Source organism: Streptomyces xanthochromogenes (genome assembly GCF_014650455.1).
GTDB classification, from domain to species: domain Bacteria; phylum Actinomycetota; class Actinomycetes; order Streptomycetales; family Streptomycetaceae; genus Streptomyces; species Streptomyces xanthochromogenes.
The window spans coordinates 22298-44943 of sequence record NZ_BMUZ01000013.1; the positions used below are offsets into that span (position 1 = coordinate 22298).

A 22646-nucleotide genomic window follows, 5' to 3' on the forward strand; every position below is an offset into this window, starting at 1 on the left:
GCCCGGGTATCTCTCATCGCGGCATAGCGTCGACACCGACCGGACACCCCGCGTCGTGGCGTTGCGTCGCTTCTTTCCCCTACGTCACGCAACGGCGCGCGACAGGAGCCAGAGGACATGCAGACCAAGCTGGACGAAGCCAAGGCCGAGCTGCTCGCACGGGCGGCCCGGGTAGCTGAGAACAGCCCGGCCGGGGGGCCCGGAGGCCTGGGGGACACCCCCAGGACCGACCGGGCGGCCACGACTGGGGCCACGAGCGAGGAAGGTCCCGACCAGGGCGTCCTCCTCGGGTACCTCCAGCGCTACTACCTGCACACCGCACCCGAGGACCTGGCCGACCGCGACCCGGTCGACGTCTTCGGCGCAGCGCTCTCCCACTACCGCCTCGCGGAGAACCGGCCGCAGGGCACCGCCAACGTCCGGGTGCACACCCCGACCGTCGAGGAGAACGGCTGGACCTGCAGCCACTCCGTCGTCGAGGTCGTCACCGACGACATGCCCTTCCTGGTCGACTCGGTCACCAACGAGCTGTCCCGGCAGAACCGCGGCATCCACGTCGTGATCCACCCCCAGGTCGTCGTCCGCCGCGATCTGACCGGCAAGCTCATCGAGGTGCTCGACACCGGGAGCCAGACCGCCGAGCTGCCGCACGACGCGCTCACCGAGTCCTGGATCCACGTCGAGATCGACCGCGAGACCGACCGCGCCGACCTCAAGCAGATCACCGCCGATCTGCTGCGCGTCCTGTCCGACGTGCGCGAAGCCGTCGAGGACTGGGAGAAGATGCGCGACGCCGCGCTGCGCATCGCCGACGAGCTGCCCAAGGAGCCGAAGGCCGGCGACCTCGTCGAGCAGGAGGTCGACGAGGCCCGCGAGCTCCTGCGCTGGCTCTCCACCGACCACTTCACCTTCCTCGGCTACCGCGAGTACCAGCTCACCGACGACGACTCGCTGTCCGCCGTCCCGGGCACCGGCCTCGGCATCCTGCGCTCCGACCCGCAGCACGGCGAGGAGGACGACGGCCACCCGGTCTCCCCGTCCTTCAGCCGGCTGCCCGCCGACGCCCGCGCCAAGGCCCGTGAGCACAAGCTCCTGGTGCTGACCAAGGCCAACAGCCGCTCCACCGTGCACCGCCCCTCCTACCTCGACTACGTCGGCGTCAAGAAGTTCGACGAGCAGGGCAACGTGGTCGGCGAGCGCCGCTTCCTCGGCCTGTTCTCCTCGGCCGCCTACACCGAGTCCGTGCGCCGGGTTCCGGTCGTGCGCCGCAAGGTCGGGGAGGTCCTCAAGGGCGCCGGGTTCTCGCCCAACAGCCACGACGGCCGCGACCTGCTCCAGATCATGGAGACCTACCCGCGCGACGAGCTGTTCCAGACCCCGGCCGACCAGCTGCGCTCCATCGTCACCTCCGTCCTGTACCTCCAGGAGCGGCGTCGGCTGCGCCTGTACCTGCGCCAGGACGAGTACGGCCGCTACTACTCGGCGCTGATCTACCTGCCGCGCGACCGCTACACCACCGGCGTACGGCTGCGCCTGATCGACATCCTCAAGGAGGAACTGGGCGGCACCAGCGTCGACTTCACCGCCTGGAACACCGAGTCGATCCTGTCCCGGCTGCACTTCGTGGTGCGCGTCCCGGCCGGCACCGAGCTCACCGAGCTCACCGACGCCGACTCCGACCGCATCGAGGCCCGCCTCGTCGAGGCCGCCCGCTCCTGGGCCGACGGCTTCTCCGACGCGCTGAACGCCGAGTGCGGCGAGGAGCGCGCCGCCGAGCTGCTGCGCCGCTACGGCCACGCCTTCCCCGAGGGCTACAAGGCCGACCACTCCCCGCGGGCCGCGGTCGCCGACCTCGTCCACCTGGAGCAACTCACCCACGGGCGGCGGGACTTCGCGCTCTCGCTGTACGAGCCGGTCGGCGCGGTCCCCGGTGAGCGCCGCTTCAAGATCTACCGGATCGGCGAGCAGGTCTCGCTCTCGGCGGTCCTCCCGGTGCTCCAGCGCCTGGGCGTCGAGGTCACCGACGAGCGCCCCTACGAGCTGCGCTGCGCCGACCGTACGCATGCCTGGATCTACGACTTCGGTCTGCGCATGCCGAAGAAGAGCAACGGCAACGGCGACTACCTGGCCGACGACGCGCGCGAGCGGTTCCAGGAGGCCTTCGCCGCGACGTGGACCGGCGCCGCCGAGAACGACGGCTTCAACTCCCTGGTGCTGCGCGCCGGGCTCAACTGGCGCCAGGCGATGGTGCTCCGGGCCTACGCCAAGTACCTGCGTCAGGCGGGTTCCACCTTCAGCCAGGACTACATGGAGGACACCCTCCGCGACAACGTCCACACCACCCGGCTGCTGGTCTCGCTCTTCGAGGCGCGGCTCTCGCCGGACCGCCAGAAGGCCGGCACCGAGCTCATCGACGGGCTGCTCGAAGAGCTCGACGGCGCCCTCGACCAGGTGGCGAGCCTGGACGAGGACCGCATCCTGCGCTCCTTCCTCACGGTCATCAAGGCGACGCTGCGCACCAACTACTGGCAGAAGAACGCGGAGGGCACTCCGCACGCGTACGTCTCCATGAAGTTCGACCCGCAGGCGATCCCCGATCTTCCGGCGCCCCGCCCCCAGTTCGAGATCTGGGTGTACTCGCCGCGCGTCGAGGGCGTCCACCTGCGCTTCGGCAAGGTGGCCCGAGGCGGCCTGCGCTGGTCCGACCGGCGTGAGGACTTCCGTACCGAGATCCTCGGCCTGGTCAAGGCGCAGATGGTGAAGAACACCGTCATCGTGCCGGTCGGCGCCAAGGGCGGCTTCGTCGCCAAGCAGCTGCCCGACCCGTCGGTGGACCGGGACGCCTGGCTCGCCGAGGGCATCGCGAGCTACAAGACGTTCATCTCGGCGCTGCTCGACATCACCGACAACCTGGTCGCGGGCGAGGTCGTCCCGCCGGCCGACGTGGTCCGTCACGACGAGGACGACACCTATCTGGTGGTCGCCGCCGACAAGGGCACCGCGACGTTCTCGGACATCGCCAACAACGTGGCGATCAGTTACGACTTCTGGCTCGGCGACGCCTTCGCCTCCGGCGGCTCCGCCGGATACGACCACAAGGGCATGGGCATCACCGCCCGCGGCGCCTGGGAGTCCGTCAAGCGGCACTTCCGCGAGCTCGGCCACGACAGCCAGACCGAGGACTTCACGGTCGTCGGTGTCGGCGACATGTCGGGCGACGTGTTCGGCAACGGCATGCTGCTCTCCGAGCACATCCGCCTGGTCGCCGCCTTCGACCACCGGCACATCTTCATCGACCCGAAGCCGGACGCGGCGGTCTCCTTCGCCGAGCGCCGCCGGCTGTTCGACCTGCCGCGCTCCAGCTGGGCCGACTACAACAAGGAACTGCTCTCGGCCGGCGGTGGCATCCACCCCCGCACCGCGAAGTCGATCCCGCTGAACGCGCAGGTCCGGGAGGCCCTCGGCATCCCGGCGGGCGTCACCAAGCTGACCCCGGCCGACCTGATGCAGGCCATCCTCAAGGCCCCGGTCGACCTGCTGTGGAACGGCGGCATCGGCACGTACGTGAAGTCCTCCGCGGAGTCCAACGCGGAGGTCGGCGACAAGGCCAACGACGCGATCCGCGTCAACGGCGAGGACCTGCGGGTCAAGGTCGTCGGCGAGGGCGGCAACCTGGGTCTGACCCAGCTCGGCCGGATCGAGTTCAGCCGCAAGGGCGGACCCGAGGGCGAGGGCGGCAAGATCAACACCGACGCCATCGACAACAGCGCGGGCGTCGACACCTCCGACCACGAGGTGAACATCAAGATCCTGCTCAACGGCCTGGTCGCGGAAGGCGACATGACCGTCAAGCAGCGCAACAAGATCCTCGCCGCGATGACCGACGAGGTCGGCCACCTGGTGCTGCGCAACAACTACGCGCAGAACGTGGCCCTGGCCAACGCGGTCGCCCAGTCGCCCTCGCTGCTCCACGCCCACCAGCGCTTCATGCGCCGCCTGGGCCGCGACGGACACCTCGACCGGGCCCTGGAGTTCCTGCCGAACGACCGCCAGATCCGCGAACTGCTCAACACGGGCAAGGGGCTCAGCCAGCCCGAGCTCGCCGTGCTGCTCGCCTACACCAAGATCACGGTGGCGGAAGAGCTGATCCACACGGACCTGCCGGACGCCCCGTACCTGGCCAAGCTGCTGCACGCCTACTTCCCGCAGCAGCTGCGGGAGAAGTTCGCCGAGGCGGTCGACGGGCACGCGCTGCGCCGCGAGATCATCACCACGGTGCTGGTCAACGACACCGTCAACATCGGTGGCTCGACGTTCCTGCACCGGCTCCGCGAGGAGACCGGGGCCTCGCTTGAGGAGATCGTGCGGGCGCACGTCGCGGCCCGCGAGATCTTCGGCGTGAACAAGGTGTGGGACGCCGTCGAGGCGCTCGACAACAAGGTCGACGCCGAGGTGCAGACCCGCATCCGGCTGCACTCGCGCCGTCTGGTCGAGCGCGGTACGCGCTGGCTGCTGAACAACCGGCCGCAGCCGCTCCAGATGGCCGAGACCATCGAGGACTTCTCGGCCGGGGTGGCCCAGGTCTGGGACGCGCTGACGGACCTGCTGCGCGGCGCCGACCTGGAATGGCACCAGGGAATCCTGGACGAGCTGACCGAGGCCGGAGTGCCCGAGGAGCTCGCGCGGCAGGTCGCCGGGTTCTCCTCCGCCTTCCCGGCGCTCGACATCGTGGCCATCGCCGGCCGCACCGGCAAGGAGCCGCTCCAGGTCGCCGAGGTCTACTACGACCTGGCCGACCGCCTGCGGATCACCCAGCTCCTCGACCGCATCATCGAGCTGCCGCGGGCCGACCGCTGGCAGTCGATGGCGCGGGCCGCGATCCGCGAGGACCTGTTCGCGGCGCACGCCGGGCTGACCCAGGACGTGCTGTCCGTCGGCAACGGGACCACGTCGCCGGAGCAGCGCTTCAAGGAGTGGGAGGAGAAGAACGCGGCGATCCTGGGGCGGGCCCGCTCGACCCTGGAGGAGATCCAGTCCTCCGACGCGTTCGACCTCGCGAACCTGTCGGTCGCGATGCGGACGATGCGGACGTTGCTGCGCACGCACGTCTGAGGCGCCGCCCCGGCCGCTGGCGCGGTCGGCCGCCGCCCGTGCGGCGGAGCAGCACCGTGACAGAGCCCCGCGCCCCTCAGGGGGTGCGGGGCTCCGTGCGTGGGGTGATGGCCGCCGTCGTCGTGGACGCGGTGACCGTCGAGGCCCACAGGTGGCGACAGGAGACCAGCGCCGCGGCCACGAGCAACGCGTTGCGGGCGGTCATGACCGCCGTGCCCAGGGCCGTTCCCGCGATGACGTCCTCGTACAGGCAGGGGAAGGCGAGCGCGCTCAACGCGGCTGCCGGGAGCAGGAGTTGGGCCGCCGGGCGCTGGCTGGTCTGGCGCGAGGTGAGGCAGACGGCGGCCAGGCCGAGCAGCCAGACCAGGTACTGGGGGCTGATCACGCGGCTGGTCACGGTGAACAGCAGCACCGCGCACAGCGCCGCGTCCAGCGGCACCGCCACCGTCCAGCGCCGGGCGCGCACCCGCCAGAGCACCAGCCAGCACAGGGCGAGTCCGGTCAGGGCGAGGCTTGCGGTGGCGAGCGCGGACACGTACCGGCCGGTGAACTCCATGGCCCCGTACCGGTAGACGACCCGGGCGGGGTGGCCCGTGACCAGATGGGCGAGCTGGTACGCGGTGCCGCCCAGGGATTCGATCTGCAGGCCCCGGCTTCCCTGCTGGCGGGCGAAGTCCAGGGTGTGGTCGAAGGCGAGCGCGAGCACGGTGAGCAGGGCGGCCACCGAGGCGAGCGCGCCGAGTCCGGCCCTGCGGGTGGCGCGGCCGGGCGGGGTGCCGATCAGGGCGAGCAGCGGCCAGACCTTGACCAGGGCGCCGAGTCCCGCGAGCGCCCCGCCGAGGCCCGGCCTGCGGCGCAGGGTGAGCAGGGCGCCGACCGCGAGGGCCGTGACCTGGACGTCGTAGCGGCCGTAGGGGACGTGCAGCAGCAGGGGGAGGCCGCCCACCCACAGCCAGGCGCCGGACTCGCTGCCGCCGGGGCGGGCGCCGGCCCGCAGCAGGGCGCGGGCGATCAGCGCGTCGCAGCCGAGCGTGACGGCGGTGAAGGCCTGGAAGAACGTGAGGAACGGGAAGAGCGAGGGGACGAGCAGCAGCGCGCCCGCGCCCGGCGGGTACTGCCAGGTGGGGTCGCCGAAGGGGAAGGTGCCGGTGCCGAGCTGGTCGTACCAGCGGCGGTAGAGGACGGACACCTCGCCGCTCACCCCGCCGACGCCGAGGCTGTCCGAGACCAGGAGGTGGAGCATCAGGGCGCGGGTGGCGAGCCAGCTCACGGCGAGCGCGACGTACCGGGTTCGGCGGCCGAAGGCGCCCGGGTCGGGCGCGGGCGCGGGGGCCGGGATGCGGACCCGGGCGGGCGGCGGGGGCATCTGAGAGGGCGTCATCGCGCGAAGTTTATGCGTGGTTTGTCCCGATTTCGCGGGGCGGCGCGGCGGGTGGCGTGCGGTGCGGGGCGCCTCAAGGTGCGGGGCACCACGAGGGTGCGCGGGCGGTTGGGGTGCGGGGCACCACGAGGGCGGCCCGGGTAGGTGTGGTGCGGGGCACCACGAGGGTGCGCGGGCGGGTGTGGTGCGAGGCGCCACGGAAGCGCGGGAGAGGTGTACTGCCGGGCACCATGGGAGTGCCGGGGAAGCCGTGGTGCGGGGCACCATGAAGGTGCCCCGCACCATGGGGGCCGGTGCTGTGTGGTGGGCTACTTCTTCTTCGTGAACCGCTCGTACGCGGCGAGCACCTCGTCCGTCGGGCCGTCCATCCGCAGGGTGCCGGACTCCAGCCAGAGGGTGCGCTCGCAGGTCTCCCTGATCGAGGCGTTGCTGTGGCTGACCAGGAAGACCGTGCCCGCCTCCTTGCGCAGCTCGTTGATGCGCTCCTGGCTGCGGCGCTGGAACCGGGCGTCACCGGTGGCCAGGGCCTCGTCGATGAGCAGCACGTCGTGGTTCTTGGCGGCCGCGATGGAGAAGCGCAGCCGGGCGCTCATGCCGGAGGAGTACGTGCGCATGGGCAGCGAGATGAAGTCGTCCTTCTCGTTGATCCCGGAGAAGTCGACGATGTCGTCGTAGCGCTCGCGCACCTCCTCGCGGGTCATGCCCATGGCGAGCCCGCCGAGGGTGACGTTGCGCTCGCCGGTCAGGTCGTTCATGAGGGCCGCGTTCACGCCGAGCAGCGACGGCTGGCCCTGGGTGTAGATCTTGCCCCGGGCGGTGGGGAGCAGACCCGCGACCGCCTTGAGCAGCGTCGACTTGCCCGAGCCGTTGGAGCCGATGAGGCCGATGGCCTCGCCCCTGCGGGCCACGAAGGTGACGCCCTTGACGGCGTGCACCTCGCGCATGCCGGGGGTCTCCTTGCGCGAGACGATCCGGTTGAGCGCGGCGGTGGCCCCGCCCTTGCCCTTGGAACCGGTCCCGTGGACCTTGTAGATGATGTGGACGTCGTCGGCGATGACGGTCGGCTCGCCGAGGGCGACCGCGTCCTCGGCCGGCCTGTCCAGGGTCTGGGGCACGGTCTGGGTCTCAGCCACGTCCGTACTGCTCCTCTGCCTTCCAGAAGTACATGAAGCCCAGGGCCAGCGCGACGACCGCCCAGCCGCCGGCCACCGCCCACACGTGCGGGGGCAGCTTGTTCGCGTGGAAGCTGCGGATCATCGAGAAGCGGACCAGGTCGATGTAGACCGCGGCCGGGTTGAGCCCCAGCAGCTGGCCCACCAGTGGGTTCATCTTCTTGAGCTGCGGACCCAGGTTCCACATCACGCCGGACATGTACATCCAGGTGCGCAGGATGAACGGCATCACCTGGGCGATGTCCGGGGTCTTCGCGGTGATCCGGGCCATCACCAGGGACAGGCCCGTGTTGAACATCGACTGCAGGACCAGCGCCGGGACCAGGAGCAGCCACGAGACGCCGGGCAGCTGGCCGAAGCACATGATGATGATCGCGAGCGCGGCCAGCGAGAAGAGCAGCTGCTGGAGCTGCTGGAGTGCGAGCGAGACGGGCAGCGAGGCGCGCGGGAAGTGCAGGGCCCGCACCAGACCGATGTTGCCGGTGATCGCGCGGGTGCCCGCCATGATCGAGTTGGCCGTGAAGGTCCAGATGAACACGCCCGTGACCAGCCACGGGATGTAGTCGGGCGTACTGCTCTTGTTGCCCATCAGGATGCCGAAGATGAAGTAGTACACCGCCGCGTTCAGGAGCGGCGTCATCAGCTGCCAGATCTGCCCCAGCTTCGCCTCGCTGTACTGCGCGGTCAGCTTGGCGGTGGCGAACGCGGTGATGAAGTGGCGCCGGGCCCACAGCTGGCTGATGTACTCCGGCAGCGTGGGGCGGGCTCCGCTCACCTTCAGGCCGTACTTGGCGGCGAGCTCGGCCGGGCCGAGCGCCTGGTCACCGGTGTACCGGGCGGACTGCGCCGGAATGGAGGCCGACGCGGTCGGGGCTGCTGCCGGGGGTGCCGCGGTCTCGCGCGCGGGTGCGGTCTGGCTCACTGCGGTCGCTTTCGCCGGGGGATCCCGGGAGGCTTCCCGGGGCGGGGGATCACTCGCGACGGAACGGACCCGTATCGTCGCTACGGGGAGAGTAGGACGGCTTCACGTCGCAACGCAACCGTCTCGTCGCAACGCTATGCTCAAGGCATGACCAAGACGGACCCGGAGACCCCCACGAATCGCCCCCAGCCGCGCCGCGCCCCCGCCGGTGCGGCCGTGCTGCGCGAGGACGTGACGGACGCCATCCGGGCGGCCGTCTTCGAGGAACTCGCCGCGGTCGGGTTCGCCCGGATGTCCATCGAGGGCATCGCGCGCCGGGCGGGCGTGGGCAAGACGGCGGTCTACCGGCGCTGGAAGTCGAAGCTCAGCCTGGTCCTCGATCTGGTGTCCGCCTTCGCGGAGCAGGGCCTTCCGGTGCCGCACACCGGATCTCTGTACGGGGACATCCGCGCGCTGCTCGCCGTCGCCTCGCTCGCCCTGCGCCACCCGATCGCCTCGCAGGTCATCCCCGACCTGCTGGTGGAGTCGGTACGCCATCCGGAGATCGCGGAGGCGATCAAGGCGGCGCTGCTCGACGGGCAGCAGGGGGTCGCCGCTGTGGTCGTCCGCGAGGCGGTGGAGCGGGGTGAGCTGCCGCCGGGGGCGGACCCCGACCGGGCGCTCGACCTGATCGTCGGCCCCCTCTACTGGCGGCTCGTCGTCGTCAAGGGTGCGCTGCCGAAGGGATACCTCGACGATCTGGCCAAGTCCGCGGTGGCGGCGCTCAGCGCGTAGCGCGGGCGGGTTGCGGTTCGGGCCCGCCTCGGTGGGGGGCCTCCGCGTGTTGTCCATCGGGTGCGGGCCGTGTGGGGCTGGTCGCGCAGTTCCCCGCGCCCCTGTAGGGGCCTGGCGACTTCATCGGCTCTGGCGAGGTGCGACGCCCTGAGGGCCGCGGGGAACCGCGCGAGAGGGCACGGCGGGTCGCGCCTGGTGGATGCGCGATGGCTCAGCGGCGCGGGGGCGCGGCGAGTGATGGCGGGGCGAACTCCGTTGCGTGGGCGCGCTGTTCGGGCAGGCTTCGGGGCGCCGGAGCCGCCCCCGCCTCGCCCAGGAAGACGCGGCGGACCACCCGTTCGGCCGCCCGGCCGTCGTCGTACGGGCAGAAGCGGGTGCGGAACGCCGCGCGCAGCTGGGCCGAGCGGGAGCCGCGCCAGTGGCCGGTGGTGAAGATGTCGATCAACTCGTCCTCGGTGCGGGCCACCGCGCCCGGCGGCCGGCCGCGCAGATCGAAGTAGGTGCCCCGGGCCGCCTCGTACGCCTCGCGGTCGTCGTCCAGGATCACGATGGGCCGGTCCAGGTTGGCGTAGTCGAACATCAGGGACGAGTAGTCCGTCACCAACGCGTCTGCCACCAGGAGCAGTTCCTCGACCGACGGATGCCCGGTGACGTCCAGGACGCGTGGCAGCGGGGTCCGGCTCAGGGGAGCCCCGTAGGCGAAGTGCGCGCGGGTCAGGAGGAAGAACTCGGGGCCGAGGACGCGGCCGAGCCGCTCCAGGTCGAGCGGGAGGTGCCGGCCCCGGCTGTAGTCGCGGTACGTGGGCGCGTACAGGACGACCGTCGAGCGGCCCGGGATGCCCAACCGGTCGCGCAGCCGGGCGGAGTCGACGTCGGTGGCGCGGCGCAGCACGTCGTTGCGCGGGCTGCCGTATTCGAGCGTGGTGTAAGCGGCCGGGAAGGCGCGCTCGCCGATGAGCGTGGCGTGCCGGTTGGCGGACAGGGCGAAGTCCCACTTGTCGGCGTCCGCGAGGAGGCGCGCGAAGTCGATGCCGTGCGAGGCCGCCGGACGGTCCGCCAGGTCGAGGCCCACCGTTTTGAGGGGCGTGCCCTGATGGGTCTGGAGGAGGAGCTGGCCGGGGCGCTTGACCAGGCGGTGATCGAACTCCACGTTGTTCACCAGGTACTTGGCGCGGGCGAGCGCCGAGAAGTACGCGAAGCCGCCGGGGCGCAACCGGCGCGTGGGCGCGGGCACGGTCGCCTCGTGCTCGGGTGTGGTGATCCAGGCGGTGCGTACGCCCGGCGCGAGTTCGCGGACCTTCGCCTCGATCGCGGCGGGGCTGCACGCATAGCCGCGGTGCCAGAACGCGCTGAACACCGCCAGGTCCTCGCACAGGGGCAGGCTCCGCTGGACGCGGTAGTGCAGGCGGAGCGCGGCCGTGATCGCCGGGCGGGTCAGTGCCGAGGCGAACGCCCGGCCGCGGGCGCGCAGCGTGCGGACGCCGTGCAGCAGGCGGTGGCCGCGGTACGTGCCGAAGCGGACCCCGGCATGGCGCAGCCCGGCGGTGCCCGGCACACCGTGGCGGCGGTAGTGGGCGCGGGCCAGGCGGAAGAACGCGGCGCGATTACGCGTGGACAGGTCCGGGGCGATCAGGACGGTGGCCGAGGCGGCGGCCAGGTGGTCGGCCATCCGACGGGCCAGGACCGGGCGCCAACTGCCCAGCGCGGGGCGGGAGTCCACGAAGTCGAAGACGCGGTCGTACTGCGGGAAGAGGTCGAAGTGCCGGCCGCGCGCGACGGCCGGTCCGCGCCGCCCGCGGTGGTGCACGCAGACCCGTTCCAGGGTGCTGAGCGACGTCGCCGCGAGCAGGGTGGCGTACGACCAGAAGGTGTCGGTGTGCCGGCCGGGCGGAAAGGCGAGCCCCTCGTGCTCGACGAACTCCCGCCGGTACGCCTTGTTCCAGGCGGGGGCGGGCTGCCTCAACAGGGCCGGACGTTCGACCAATTGGAAGGCGGCGGGGCCGGACTCGGTCAGTTGCGGCGGTGCCGAAGGGTGTTCCGTGGCGCCCGACCAGTGGGTGCGGGCGTGCCCGAAGACCAGGACGTCGGGCTCGCCGGAGGCCTTGAGCCGGTCCGCGATGTCGCGCAGGGCGTGCGGTGCGAGGGTGTCGTCTCCGTCCAGGAACAGCACGTAGTCCCCGGTGGCGCGGGCGAGCCCGGCATTGCGTGCGGGGCCCGGGCCCTGGCCGGGATCGGCCGGGTCCGCGGGCAGGTGCACCGCGACGACCCGGGGATCGCGGGCGGCGAACTCGTCGATGATCTCGCCGCAGGAGTCGGGGGAGCCGGCGTCGACCGCGATCACTTCCAGATCGAACGCCGGGCTCTCGTCGCTCTCGTACGTCTGACGCAGTACCGATTCAAGACAAGCGTGAAGATGGGCCTGGAGCTTGTACGCGGGCACGATGACGCTGAACCGGGGCAACGGACATCCTGGGGGCGTGAGAGGGCGCGGGCGGATGGCCCGTGAACGCCCGCAGGAGTGATCGGGTTACGGCATCGCTGCCGTCCGGCGTACTTCCGTGATCATGCCCTTGACGTCGTGTCATGCGGTGCGTGGGCGTGATCGTTCGATCGGGTGACCAAGTCCGTTGTGCGTACGCTCACTTCACCGCGCCGGCCATCACCCCCGACACGAACTGGCGCTGGAAGGCGAAGAAGACGGCGAGCGGGATGACCATCGAGACGAAGGCGCCGGGCGCGAGGACGTCGATGTTGTTGCCGAACTGGCGGACCTGCTGCTGCAGGGCCACCGTGATCGGCGGGTGCTTGGAGTCGGCGAAGATCAGCGCGACCAGCATGTCGTTCCAGACCCACAGGAACTGGAAGATGCCGAGCGAGGCGATCGCGGGGCCGCCGAGCGGCATCACGACCCGGGTGAACAGGCGGATCTCGCCCGCCCCGTCGAGCCGGGCCGCCTCCAGGAGCTCCCTGGGGATCTCCGCGAAGAAGTTGCGCAGCAGGAAGATCGCGAAGGGCAGGCCGAAGGAGACGTGGAAGATGATCACGCCGATCGTCGTCTCGAAGATCCCGAGCTGTCCGAAGAGCTTGGCGACCGGCACGAGGGCGACCTGCACGGGGACGACGAGCAGGCTCACCACGACCATGAACCACCAGTCGCGGCCGGGGAATTCCATCCAGGCGAAGGCGTAACCGGCCAGCGAGCCGATGACGACGACCAGGATCGTGGCCGGGACGGTGATCGCGACCGTGGAGAGCAGCGAGTTGGTGATCGTGCTGTTGTCGAGCAGGCTCGCGTAGTTGTGGAAGGTGAACTGGGACGGGTCGGTGAACGTCTTCCACCAGCCGGTGGAGGCGATGTCGGAGGGGCTGCGCAGCGAGGAGAGCAGCAGCCCCACGGTCGGCATCAGCCAGAACAGGCCCACCAGGATGAGGAACACGCGCAGCACGCCGCCGCCCGTGCGCGAGGCGATGCGCGCGGGCAGCGACTGCCGGGCCTTGACGATCCCATCGGCAGCGGTCATCGCCCGGCCTCCTCGCGCGTGCGGCGGTCGGTCATCGCCTGGCCTCCCCGTGTACGCAGGGCCGTCATCGTCGCCCTTCCTTCCGGATGCGGCGGATGTTGAAGAGCATCACCGGGATCACGAGCAGGAGCAGCAGGACCGCGATCGCGCTGCCGACGCCCAGGTCCGCCTCGGTGCCGAAGGAAGAGCGGTAGAGCTGGAGGGCCAGGACGTTCGCGTCGGCCTGGCTGGAGCCGGGCGCGATGATGAAGACCAGGTCGAAGATCTTCAGGACGTTGATCATCAGTGTGACCAGGACGACCGCGAGGACCGGCGCGAGCAGCGGGACGGTCACCCGACGGAAGACCTGCCACTCGTTGGCCCCGTCCACCCGTGCCGCTTCCAGGAGTTCGCGGGGCAGCCCCGCGAGGCCCGCCGCGATGAGCACCATCGCGAAGCCCGCCCACATCCAGATGTACGAGCCGATGATGGCCGGGGTGACGAGCGTCGGGCCGAGCCATTCGACGCCGTTGTACGGCTGGTGGAAGTTGCTTTCGGGGAGCCGGAGTTGGGCCCCGTCGGCACTCGCCGGCAGGGCGAACGTGCCGTCGGCCGCGGCGGTCGCCGAAGCCACGGCCCTGCCGTCCTTCACCGCCTCGACCTTGATTCCCTTGAGGCCGAGCTCCTTGGGGTCGATGACGTTCGGCCGCCCGCCGCCGCCCTTGGTGAAGTCGAGCCAGACCGTGCCGGTCACCTTGCCAGGCTCGCTCGGGGCGGCCTTCGCGGTGCCGGCCGAGGTGGGCATCGTGTCGCCGGCCACGCCGACGAGGGGGAGCAGCGCGGGCTGCCCCGCGTGCACCGCGGTCCGGGTGATGAACGCCCCGCCGCCCGCGTCCTTCAGGGGCGCGGTCGGCAGCGGGTGCGCCTTGGGGTAGCCGGCCGACGTGGTGAACGTGTCGTGCACACCCACCACCACCGCGTTGGCGACCCCGCGCGCCGGGTCCTGCTCGTACACCAGGCGGAAGATGATGCCCGCGGCGAGCATGGAGATGGCCATCGGCATGAACACGATGAGCTTGAACGCCGTTCCCCAGCGCACCCGTTCGGTCAGCACGGCGAAGATCAGGCCGAGGGCGGTGGCGATCGTCGGGGCGCACACGACCCAGATCGCGTTGTTCTTCACCGCGGTCCGGATGGTGTGGTCGCTGAACAGCGTCTTGTAGTTGTCGATCCCGGCGAACGAATGACCGGACTGGTCGAAGAACGACCGGTAGATCGAGAATCCGATCGGATAGACGACGAGCGCACCGAGCAGGACGAGCGCGGGCAGCAGGAACACGGCCGCGATCCACTTGCGGGTACCGGTGACGCTCTTGGCGGGCCTGGGCGCGGGCGAGGTGGCGGGAGGCGGGGCGCCTCCCGCCGTGGCGGTCGTCATCGCCGGATCAGTTCTTGAACGCCGCGGCCGCGTCGGCCTCCAGCTTGGACTGGGTGCCCGCGATGTCGGACGGGTTCTTGAGGAAGTCCTGGAGGTCCTTCCACTCGCCCTTGCCCGGGGTGCCGCCGAAGGACTGCGGGGCCTGGTCCGACATGTCGAAGCGGACGTTGTCACCGGCCGCGATCAGCGCCTTGGCGATGCCGCGCTGCACATCGTTGGGGTACGCGGCGGCGTCGAGCGCCTTGTTCGGCGAGATGAAGCCGCCGGACGACGCCGCGATCTTCGCGGCATCGGTGGAGGCCAGCCAGGTCAGCAGCGCCTGGGCGCCCTTGGTGTCCTTCAGGGCCACCGCCGCGTCGCCACCCGTGACCACCGGGGCCTTGTCGCCGACGGCGGGGAAGGGGAACGCCTTGGCGTCGGTGCCGACCTTGGCGGAGGTCTCCGCGATGTTGACCGCCGCGAAGTCGCCCTCGAAGACCATGCCCGCCTTGGGCTGGTCGCCGCCGGTGAAGGTCTGCGTCACCGAGGCGGGGAACTCCGTCTGGAGCGCGCCGTCGGCGCCGCCCGCGATGAGGTTCGGCTTGCCGAAGAGCTGGGCGAGCGTGGTGAGCGCGTCCTTGACGGACGGGTCGGTCCACTTGATCGCGTGCTTGGCCAACTGGTCGTACTTGTCGGGTCCGGCCTGCGAGAGATAGACGTTCTCGAACCAGTCGGTGAGCGTCCAGCCGTCCGCCCCGCCGACGGACACCGGGGTCACACCCGATGCGGAGATGGTGTCGGCGGTGCTGAGGAAGTCCTTCCAGGTCGCGGGCGGGGTGACGCCGGCGTTCTGGAAGACCTTGGTGTTGTACCAGACCAGGGACTTGTTGGCGGCCTTGAAGTACACCCCGTACTGGGTGCCGTCGACGGCACCGAGGTCCTGCCACACCTTGGAGTAGTTCGCGGCGAGCTGCGCCTTGGCCTCGGGGCCCGCGGGCTTGGCCCACTTCTTCGCCACGGCCTGCTGGATCGCGCCGACCTGGGGGAGCATCGCCACATCGGGCGGGCTGCCGCCGGCGATCTTGGTGCCGAGGAAGTTGACGATCGGGTCCTGGGCGGGCACGAACGTGACGGTGGCGCCGGTCCGTGACTCGAACTCCTTGAGCACCTTCACGAAGTTCGCCTGCTCGGCCCCCGTCCACACGGCGGCCACCTCGATCTTCTCCCCGTTCAGCTTGGGGAGTTGGACCCCGCCGCCGGACTGGGCCGAGGTGGAGGCGCTGGCCGACGGTGTGCTCTTCCCGCCGTCGCTGCCACCGCACGCGGACGCGCCGAGCGCGAGACCGCCGATGGCCAGAGCGGATAGGAGGGTGCGACCCGTCGTGCTGGTGGCGCTGGTGGTGCGGCCTGTACGAGTGCTGCGCATGCGTGCCCCGTCTCTCCCGTGCGCGTACGAACCGCCGCGCCCGGAACGCAGGCGCCGCAGCTCTCGTCCCGTGCGACAGTCCTACGCCGGGTGCGGGGGCGCCGCAATACCGTCTTCGCCGTCAATCAGTTGATCGTGATGGGCTTGTGACGTTGGGTCATGCGGGATGTCCCAACTGCCGCCCATTGCAGATGAGTTGATCACCGGGGCGCACGGGGCGGCGCCCCGGCCTCACGACAGCGGCGGCACCGAAGGCGCGTTGACCAAGGACGCCGCACGGTCCAGGGCGCTGGCGAGCAGGGCCAGGTCGGTGGGCCCGTTGCCGAGCTCGCGGACGGGGCGGCGGGCGGGCGGGTCGCCCATCCGCTCCCACTCCAGGACCACCACGGTGGGCCGTTGGGTCGCCGTCCGGGGTATGCGGCCGGTGACCCGGCCGCCCTGGAACGGCACCGACGCCCCGTCCGCCTGATGCAGCCGGCCCCGGCCCGGCGAGGGCTCGTCCGGCGCGGGCGCCGCGGGCGGCGGGTCGAGCACGACCCGGTGCCGGGCGCCGCGCGCGAGCTCGGTGTCGGCCGTGCGCTCGGGCCGGGCCGAGGCCGCCACCAGGTGCACCCCGAGCCGCTCGCCCTCGCGGGCCACCGCTTCGAGGGCCCGGACGACGGAGCCCGCCGCGGGCCTGCCGGGGCTGCCGAGCGCGGGGGCGACCAGCGCGTCCAGGTCGTCGACGAGGACGACCAGGCGGGGGAGCGAGGGCCCCTCCTCGGTGCGGCTGCGCGAGACCGGGCGCAGCCGCAGGGTGCTGCTGCCCGGGGGATCCAGATCGCCCCGGCTCTCGGCGGCGGGCGCCTGGCGCTGGCCGACGAGCCGGCCCGCGACCTCGCGCCGGTCCTGCCACTCGGTGAAGCCGAGGCCGCCGAGCAGCTCGGCCCGGCGCTTGAGCTCGGCCCCGAGTGCCTGGGCGAACGCGCGCATCCGGACCGGGTCGGAGGCGATCAAGTGCGTGGAGACGTGCGGAAGTTCGGTACAGGGGCGCAGGCCCTCGCCGCGCTCGCCACCCGCGCCGTCGACCAGGATCAGGCCGAGCCGGTCGGGCCGCGCGCCCGCGGCGAGCGACGCCGCGGCGGCCCGCAGCAACTCGGTACGCCCGCTGCCGGGCGGGCCCTCGACGATGAGGTGGGGGCCGTCGGAGACGAGGTCCACGCCGACCGGGCCGTGCGGTCCGGTGCCGAGCACCACCGCGCCGTCGGGGGCCGACTCCCAACGGGCCATCAGGGACGCGGGGGTGGCCCGTGCCAGGCCCAACTCGTCCAGGAGGCGCGACGAGCGGGGCAGCGAGGAGGCGAGCCGCCCGGCGCTGGCGGAGGTGCCGTCGCCGGTGCGCAGCGGAGCGAGCGCACGCGCGAACCGCTCGGCCCAGGGACGCGACACCGCGTCGACCGCGGCCACCGTGCCGTGCCCGGCGGGCCGGCCGCCGGCGATGCGCAGCAGCCGCAGCGCGGTGGCCACATCGCCGCTGAGCAGCGCGACCGCTCCGCACTCGCGGAACGCGAGCGAGGCCGCGCACGCCGTCTCGTACGTCGCGGCGACCGGGGACGAGGCCGATGCGGCCGGAGTCTCGGCGAGGCAGAGCAGATGGATGCCGGCCGCCGCGCCCGCCGCCGCGAGCCGGGCGGTGGTCTCGCGCAGCGGGGCCGAACCCGGGTCGCCGTCCACGACGACCACCGTGAACGGGCCCTCGTAGCGGGCGGCGGCCTCGGCCACCGCGGCCCGGTCCGCCGAGGCCCAGCCCGGGCCGAGCGGGCCCGAGTCGAGCCGTCGGGTGAGCTCGGCGGTGCGGGCCGTCGCCTGGTCGCGGTCGTAGGCGAGGAGCAGCCGGCAGTCCTGGCCGTGTGCGGGGCGGACCTGGGGGAGCCAGCCGAGCCAGTCCCACTCGGCGGTGCGTGCCTGCAGGCCGCGCGCGCGGTCCGTGCTGAGGAGGACGATTTCCAGGGTGGCCGGCGCGTGCAGCGCCGCGAGCTGGGCGATGGCCGAGCGGGCGAGGCCCGAGAGCCGCTCGCGGGGGCCCGCGAGACCGAGCGAGCCCACCTCGCGCAGCCCCACCGTGACCGGCACGGCCGCCAGCACGCCCCGGTCCGCGGTGCCGACCCGGACCGCGAGGGCCTCCGGATGGCCCGGCTCGCGCTCCCACAGCCGGGGACCGGGGCCGAGCGCGGTCAGCAGGAGGGTGGCCGGATCGGGCCAGCTCTCGGGGGCGGGCTCGGCCGGGAGGCGCGGCTGCTCGGTGCGCGGCTGCTCGGGCTCTGCCTCGTCGCGCCCCCCGGCCAGGCGCCTCGCCCACGCCCCTATCCCGCCGCGCCGACGGCCGCCGTCTGCCGGATCGGCCCGGGTGTGCTGCACCTCGTCGGGCCCCACAAGCCCTTCGGGCAGCCGCATGCCGCGGGTCGGGGTGCCCTGCCGTCTGCTCGGCGGAGCCTGCTCGCGCCGGCCGTCCGGATCGTCGTGGCCGTACCCGGCAGGCGCCCCGAGGGCGTCGAAGCCCCCGTACGGCTCCCGGTGTGCGCCGGGAGCCGTGGACGTACCGAAGGGCGGTGTGGAGGTGCCGGGCGTACCGGAGGAAGTGGGGGAAGTGGGGGAGGAGGGGGATGAAGGGGAAGCGGCGGGCGGGGTGGTGCCGAAGGTGTGGCCGGGATCGCCGGACGGGACGCTCAACTGCCCGGCAGGGGAGGCCTGTTGGGCGCCCGGCGTGGATGCGGGCGCCGTGTCCGGTGCGATCCGGAGGTGGCCCTCGCCGTCCGGCACCGTCGTGAGGGAGGGCTCCGTCGCGGGGCCGCCGGTGGCCAGGCGCAGGGCGGACTCGCCGATCCTGAGCAGCGCGCCGGGGGCGAAGCGGACCGGCTTGGCGCCGATCTCGCGGCCGTCGAGACGGGTGCCGTTCGTCGAGTTCAGATCGGACACGGCGACCCGGCCGTCGGTCCCGACCGTCACCTCGCAGTGCTGGCGCGAGACATCGGGGTCGTCCAGGGGGACGTCGGACTCGGTGGAGCGGCCGATGCCGATGCGGCCGCCGTGCAGCAGGTGCACCCCGCCCGCGTCCGGTCCCGCCACCACGTGCAGCCGGGCCGGGGCCGGGCCGTCGTGGGCCGGCTCGTCCTGCGCGGGGGAGCCGAGGGAGAGCACCGCTCCGTCCACCAGCGGTGGCTCGCCGAGGATGCGGCGCTGGGCGTCGAGCCGCTCGCGGCCCGCGTACAGCACCACGGAGGCGCCCGAGACCTCCGCGCCGGAGGCGGCCGACGCGAGGCCGGAGGCGACGGCCGCGAGTGCCGTCCCCGCCGGGGCGGTCACGAGCACGTCGCAGGCGCGCGCCACAGCATGGCCGCTGCGCGGCGCGAGGACGGTCAGCCGGATCTGCATCGCCTCGGCGGTCCCTTCTGCGCGGGGGTGCCGAGAAGGGGGACCGGACCAGCCCTGTGATTCCCCCCACCCGGCACACAATTCGTGCTGAGGGCATCCTCGCACCTGCCACTGACAACACGCCCGTCGCCCACCTCGAATTGATCTTGATTGGTCGGCCGGGCACGCAAAAGTGGACGGAAAAGTGGCTGGTTGCGACCGAGTGGGGCATTTCACGCGGACAGGGGGCACGGCCGTTCGGCAACCTTCCGTGCGAAGACCGCGTCCTTACGAGAACGATGAGAAGACGGTGAACAACCTGGTGGCGCCGACGCCACGACCCGTCGGCGGTGCCGGGAGCGGCACTAGAGTGGGCCGGAAACCCACACAGCAATGGACGCGAGCAGCAGGGAGCGCATGACGTGCGGCCGGTAGGCAGCAAGTACCTGCTCGAGGAGCCGCTCGGACGCGGCGCCACGGGCACCGTCTGGCGAGCCCGCCAGCGAGAGACCGCCGGCTCCGAGGCATCCGTGGCGGGTCAGCCGGGCGAGACCGTGGCGATCAAGGTCCTCAAGGAGGAGCTCGCCAACGACGCGGACGTGGTGATGCGCTTCCTGCGCGAACGCTCCGTGCTTCTGCGGCTGCGCCACGACAACATCGTGCGCACCCGCGACCTGGTCGTCGAGGGCGATCTCCTCGCCCTGGTGATGGACCTGGTCGACGGCCCGGACCTGCACCGCTACATCCGCGAGAACGGCCCGCTCACCCCGGTCGCCGCCTCCTTGCTGACCGCGCAGATCGCCGACGCCCTCGCCGCGAGCCACGCCGACGGCGTGGTGCACCGCGACCTGAAGCCCGCCAACGTCCTCCTGGACGAGCGTGACGGCGCGATGCACCCGATGCTGACCGACTTCGGCATCGCCCGCCTCGCCGACTCCCCGGGCCTGACCCGGACGCACGAGTTCGTGGGCACGCCCGCCTATGTCGCGCCGGAGTCCGCCGAAGGCCGTCCGCAGACCTCCGCGGTCGACATCTACGGCGCCGGAATCCTGCTGTACGAGCTGGTCACGGGACGCCCCCCGTTCGCCGGCGGCACCGCGCTCGAGGTGCTGCACCGCCACCTCAGCGAGGAGCCGCGCCGGCCCACCACCGTCCCGGCCCCGCTGTGGACGGTCATCGAGCGCTGCCTCAGCAAGGACCCCGAGCGCCGCCCCAGCGCCGAGAACCTGGCGCGCGGGCTGCGCGTCGTCGCCTCCGGCATCGGGGTGCACTCCACCCCGGCCCAGGTCGAGGCGGCCGACGGGGTGGGCGCCCTGCTCGCGCCCGACCCGGCACCCGCTCCGGTCCCGGACGCGCCGGGCGCGGCCGACCCGACCCAGGTGCTGCCGAGCAACGCGGGCTCGTACGACCCGGCCGCGCGCACCTCGGTGCTGCCGGGGACCGGCCAGGGCGCCAACGCCGACCCCACGGCCGTCCTGCCGCCGGTCCCGCAGGGCCCGCCGCAGCCGCAGGAGCCGCACCCCTGGCAGTCCCAGCTGCGGGCGGCCCGCGACCGCAACGAGCAGACCCAGGTCGGCTACCTGCCCCCCGAGCAGGACCCGCTGCGCCGCCGCCCGCACCGCCAGCCGGGGCCTCCGCAGGGCTATGGCCAGCAAGGCCAGCAGGGCTACGGGCAGCAAGGCCGGCAGGGCTACGGGCAGCAGGGCCAGCAGCCTCCGCAGGGCTACGGCCGGCAGGGCCCGCCGCAGGGACAGCAGCGTCCCCCGCAGGGCGGGCAGTACGCCCCGCAGCGGCAGCAGCCCTATCAGCAGCAGCAACCCCAGCACCAACCCCAGCACCAACCCCAGCAGTACGCGCCGCCGCAGCAGCCGCAGGCTCCCGCGCGCGAGCCCCGGGAGCCCCGCGAGCCGCGCAGGCGCAGCCCCAACCGGATGCGGATTCCGGGTCTCGGCTGCCTGAAGGGCTGCCTGTTCACGTTCGTCCTGCTCTTCGTGGCGGGCTGGCTGATCTGGGAGCTGACGCCGCTCCAGGACTGGGTCGCCCAGGGCAAGAGCTACTGGCAGGCGATCGGTGACGGGATTTCGACGGTATCCGGCTGGATAAAGAGCATCGGCGACTCCGCGAAGCAGTAAAAGGCCGCCGGTAAAGGGCTCCGGCCCGGCGGCCCGGGACGCGACTTCGTGGATTTGTCGACTTCCAGAGGGTGATTTCGACGCCAGAAGTGAAGGTTGGCGTCCCGGCCGCGTAGCCTCAGCGTGCACAGCCAGCCGCTGAGGGAGCAGTCTTGGCACGGAATATCGGCAGCCGGTACACCGCCCACCAGATCCTGGGCCGCGGCAGCGCCGGCACGGTGTGGCTCGGCGAAGGGCCCGAGGGCCCCGTCGCCATCAAGCTGCTGCGCGAGGACCTGGCCGCGGACCAGGAGCTGGTCGGCCGCTTCGTCCAGGAGCGCACCGCCCTGCTCGGCCTCGACCACCCCAACGTGGTGGGCGTGCGCGACCTGGTCGTCGACGGCAACGACCTCGCCCTCGTCATGGACCTGATCCGGGGCACCGACGTCCGCACCCGGCTGGACCGCGAGCGCAGGCTCGCCCCCGAGGCGGCCGTGGCCATCGCGGCCGATGTCGCCGACGGGCTCGCAGCCGCCCACGCGGCCGGCGTGGTGCACCGGGACGTCAAGCCCGAGAACATTCTCCTGGACATGCAGGGCCCGCTCGGCCCCGGCGGCGCCCACCCCGCGCTGCTCACCGACTTCGGCGTCGCCAAGCTCATCGACACCCCGCGCCGCACCAAGGCGACCCGGATCATCGGCACCCCGGACTATCTGGCGCCCGAGATCGTCGAGGGCCTCCCGCCGCGCGCCGCCGTCGACATCTACGCGCTCGCGACCGTCCTGTACGAACTGCTCGCGGGCTTCACGCCGTTCGGCGGCGGCCACCCCGGCGCCGTCCTGCGCCGCCATGTGACCGAGACCGTGGTGCCGCTGCCGGGCATCCCCGACGAGCTGTGGCAGCTGATCGTCCAGTGCCTGGCCAAGGCCCCGGCCTCGCGCCTGCGCGCCTCCGAGCTCTCGGTCCGGCTGCGCGAACTGCTCCCGCTGGTGGCCGGCATGCCCCCGCTCGACGTGGACGAGCCGGACGCGGACGGCGCCGAGGGCGAGGAGGCGTACGAGGACCCGTACCCGACCGCCCCCACCACCCCCCGCCGCGGCGCGGTCCCGCTGGTGCCCGGGGCGGGACACGACTCCGCGAACCGCGACACCCACACCAGCATGCGGGTGCCCGGGCCCGACGAGCTGGCCGGCGGTCCGCTGGGCACCGCCCGCGCGCCCCGCCCGGCGGGGGCGCCCCGGCCCGGCTCGGCCCGCCACCGCGCCGACCAGGTGCGCAAGCGCCGCCTGGTCCTGACGGCCTCGGCGGTCGCGCTCGCCGCGGCGGTCGGCGTCGGCGGCTGGCTGGCCCTGAGCGACGACTCCGGCAAGCAGCCGCCGCCGCAGGACACCAAGAACTCGGCGCCCGTCGTCCCGTAGGCGGCCCCGCGACAGCCCGGAGG

At 72.5% G+C, this 22646-nt stretch carries 12 protein-coding genes; 4 read left to right on the forward strand and 8 right to left on the reverse strand.

The features are described 5' to 3' along the window. Positions 1-117 precede the first annotated feature (117 nt). A complete protein-coding gene (locus IE267_RS29945) occupies positions 118-5112 on the forward strand; it encodes an NAD-glutamate dehydrogenase (RefSeq protein WP_189765364.1) in 4995 nt (1664 codons plus the stop codon). A 76-nt stretch (positions 5113-5188) separates the two neighbouring features. On the opposite strand, the gene IE267_RS29950 is transcribed toward IE267_RS29945, so the two are convergent. The 3 genes from IE267_RS29950 to IE267_RS29960 form a co-directional block, all read right to left on the reverse strand. Then, positions 5189-6493 carry a glycosyltransferase 87 family protein gene (locus IE267_RS29950; protein ID WP_229861492.1) on the reverse strand — a complete coding sequence of 435 codons (1305 nt, stop codon included), beginning with the start codon at positions 6491-6493 and terminating at the stop codon, positions 5189-5191. Positions 6494-6801: 308 nt separating this feature from the next. Further along, positions 6802-7608 (reverse strand): ABC transporter ATP-binding protein, encoded by an 807-nt coding sequence (locus IE267_RS29955; protein ID WP_189765469.1) that lies wholly within the window; start codon positions 7606-7608, stop codon positions 6802-6804. Between the two features lie 10 nt (positions 7609-7618). Next, positions 7619-8518 carry an ABC transporter permease gene (locus tag IE267_RS29960; RefSeq protein ID WP_167156151.1) on the reverse strand — a complete coding sequence of 300 codons (900 nt, stop codon included), beginning with the start codon at positions 8516-8518 and terminating at the stop codon, positions 7619-7621. Between the two features lie 216 nt (positions 8519-8734). Here IE267_RS29960 and IE267_RS29965 point away from each other — a divergent pair, with 216 nt between their 5' ends. Further along, complete coding sequence (locus IE267_RS29965) at positions 8735-9361, forward strand: TetR/AcrR family transcriptional regulator (RefSeq protein ID WP_167152946.1); 627 nt, start codon at positions 8735-8737, stop codon at positions 9359-9361. Positions 9362-9572: 211 nt separating this feature from the next. On the opposite strand, the gene IE267_RS29970 is transcribed toward IE267_RS29965, so the two are convergent. The 5 genes from IE267_RS29970 to IE267_RS29990 all read right to left on the reverse strand — a co-directional run bounded on the left by IE267_RS29970 (position 9573) and on the right by IE267_RS29990 (position 19115). Then, positions 9573-11822 (reverse strand): bifunctional glycosyltransferase/CDP-glycerol:glycerophosphate glycerophosphotransferase, encoded by a 2250-nt coding sequence (locus tag IE267_RS29970; RefSeq protein ID WP_189765365.1) that lies wholly within the window; start codon positions 11820-11822, stop codon positions 9573-9575. Between the two features lie 178 nt (positions 11823-12000). Next, positions 12001-12882 (reverse strand): carbohydrate ABC transporter permease, encoded by an 882-nt coding sequence (locus tag IE267_RS29975; RefSeq protein ID WP_167152948.1) that lies wholly within the window; start codon positions 12880-12882, stop codon positions 12001-12003. 64 nt (positions 12883-12946) lie between these two features. Next, positions 12947-14299 (reverse strand): carbohydrate ABC transporter permease, encoded by a 1353-nt coding sequence (locus IE267_RS29980; RefSeq protein ID WP_189765366.1) that lies wholly within the window; start codon positions 14297-14299, stop codon positions 12947-12949. Between the two features lie 7 nt (positions 14300-14306). Then, the gene (locus tag IE267_RS29985; protein ID WP_189765367.1) at positions 14307-15704 is read right to left on the reverse strand and encodes an ABC transporter substrate-binding protein; all 1398 of its coding nucleotides are present in this window, start codon (positions 15702-15704) and stop codon (positions 14307-14309) included. A gap of 231 nt (positions 15705-15935) precedes the next feature. Beyond that, positions 15936-19115: an FtsK/SpoIIIE domain-containing protein gene (locus IE267_RS29990; RefSeq protein WP_189765368.1), complete on the reverse strand. Its 3180-nt coding sequence runs from the start codon at positions 19113-19115 to the stop codon at positions 15936-15938. Between the two features lie 401 nt (positions 19116-19516). On the opposite strand from IE267_RS29990, the gene IE267_RS29995 reads away from it, so the two are divergent. Both IE267_RS29995 and IE267_RS30000 read left to right on the forward strand, forming a co-directional pair. Beyond that, entirely contained in the window at positions 19517-21226 is a 1710-nt protein-coding gene (locus tag IE267_RS29995) for a serine/threonine-protein kinase (RefSeq protein WP_189765369.1), read from the forward strand. 152 nt (positions 21227-21378) lie between these two features. Then, a complete protein-coding gene (locus tag IE267_RS30000) occupies positions 21379-22623 on the forward strand; it encodes a serine/threonine-protein kinase (RefSeq protein ID WP_189765370.1) in 1245 nt (414 codons plus the stop codon). Positions 22624-22646: the final 23 nt, after the last annotated feature.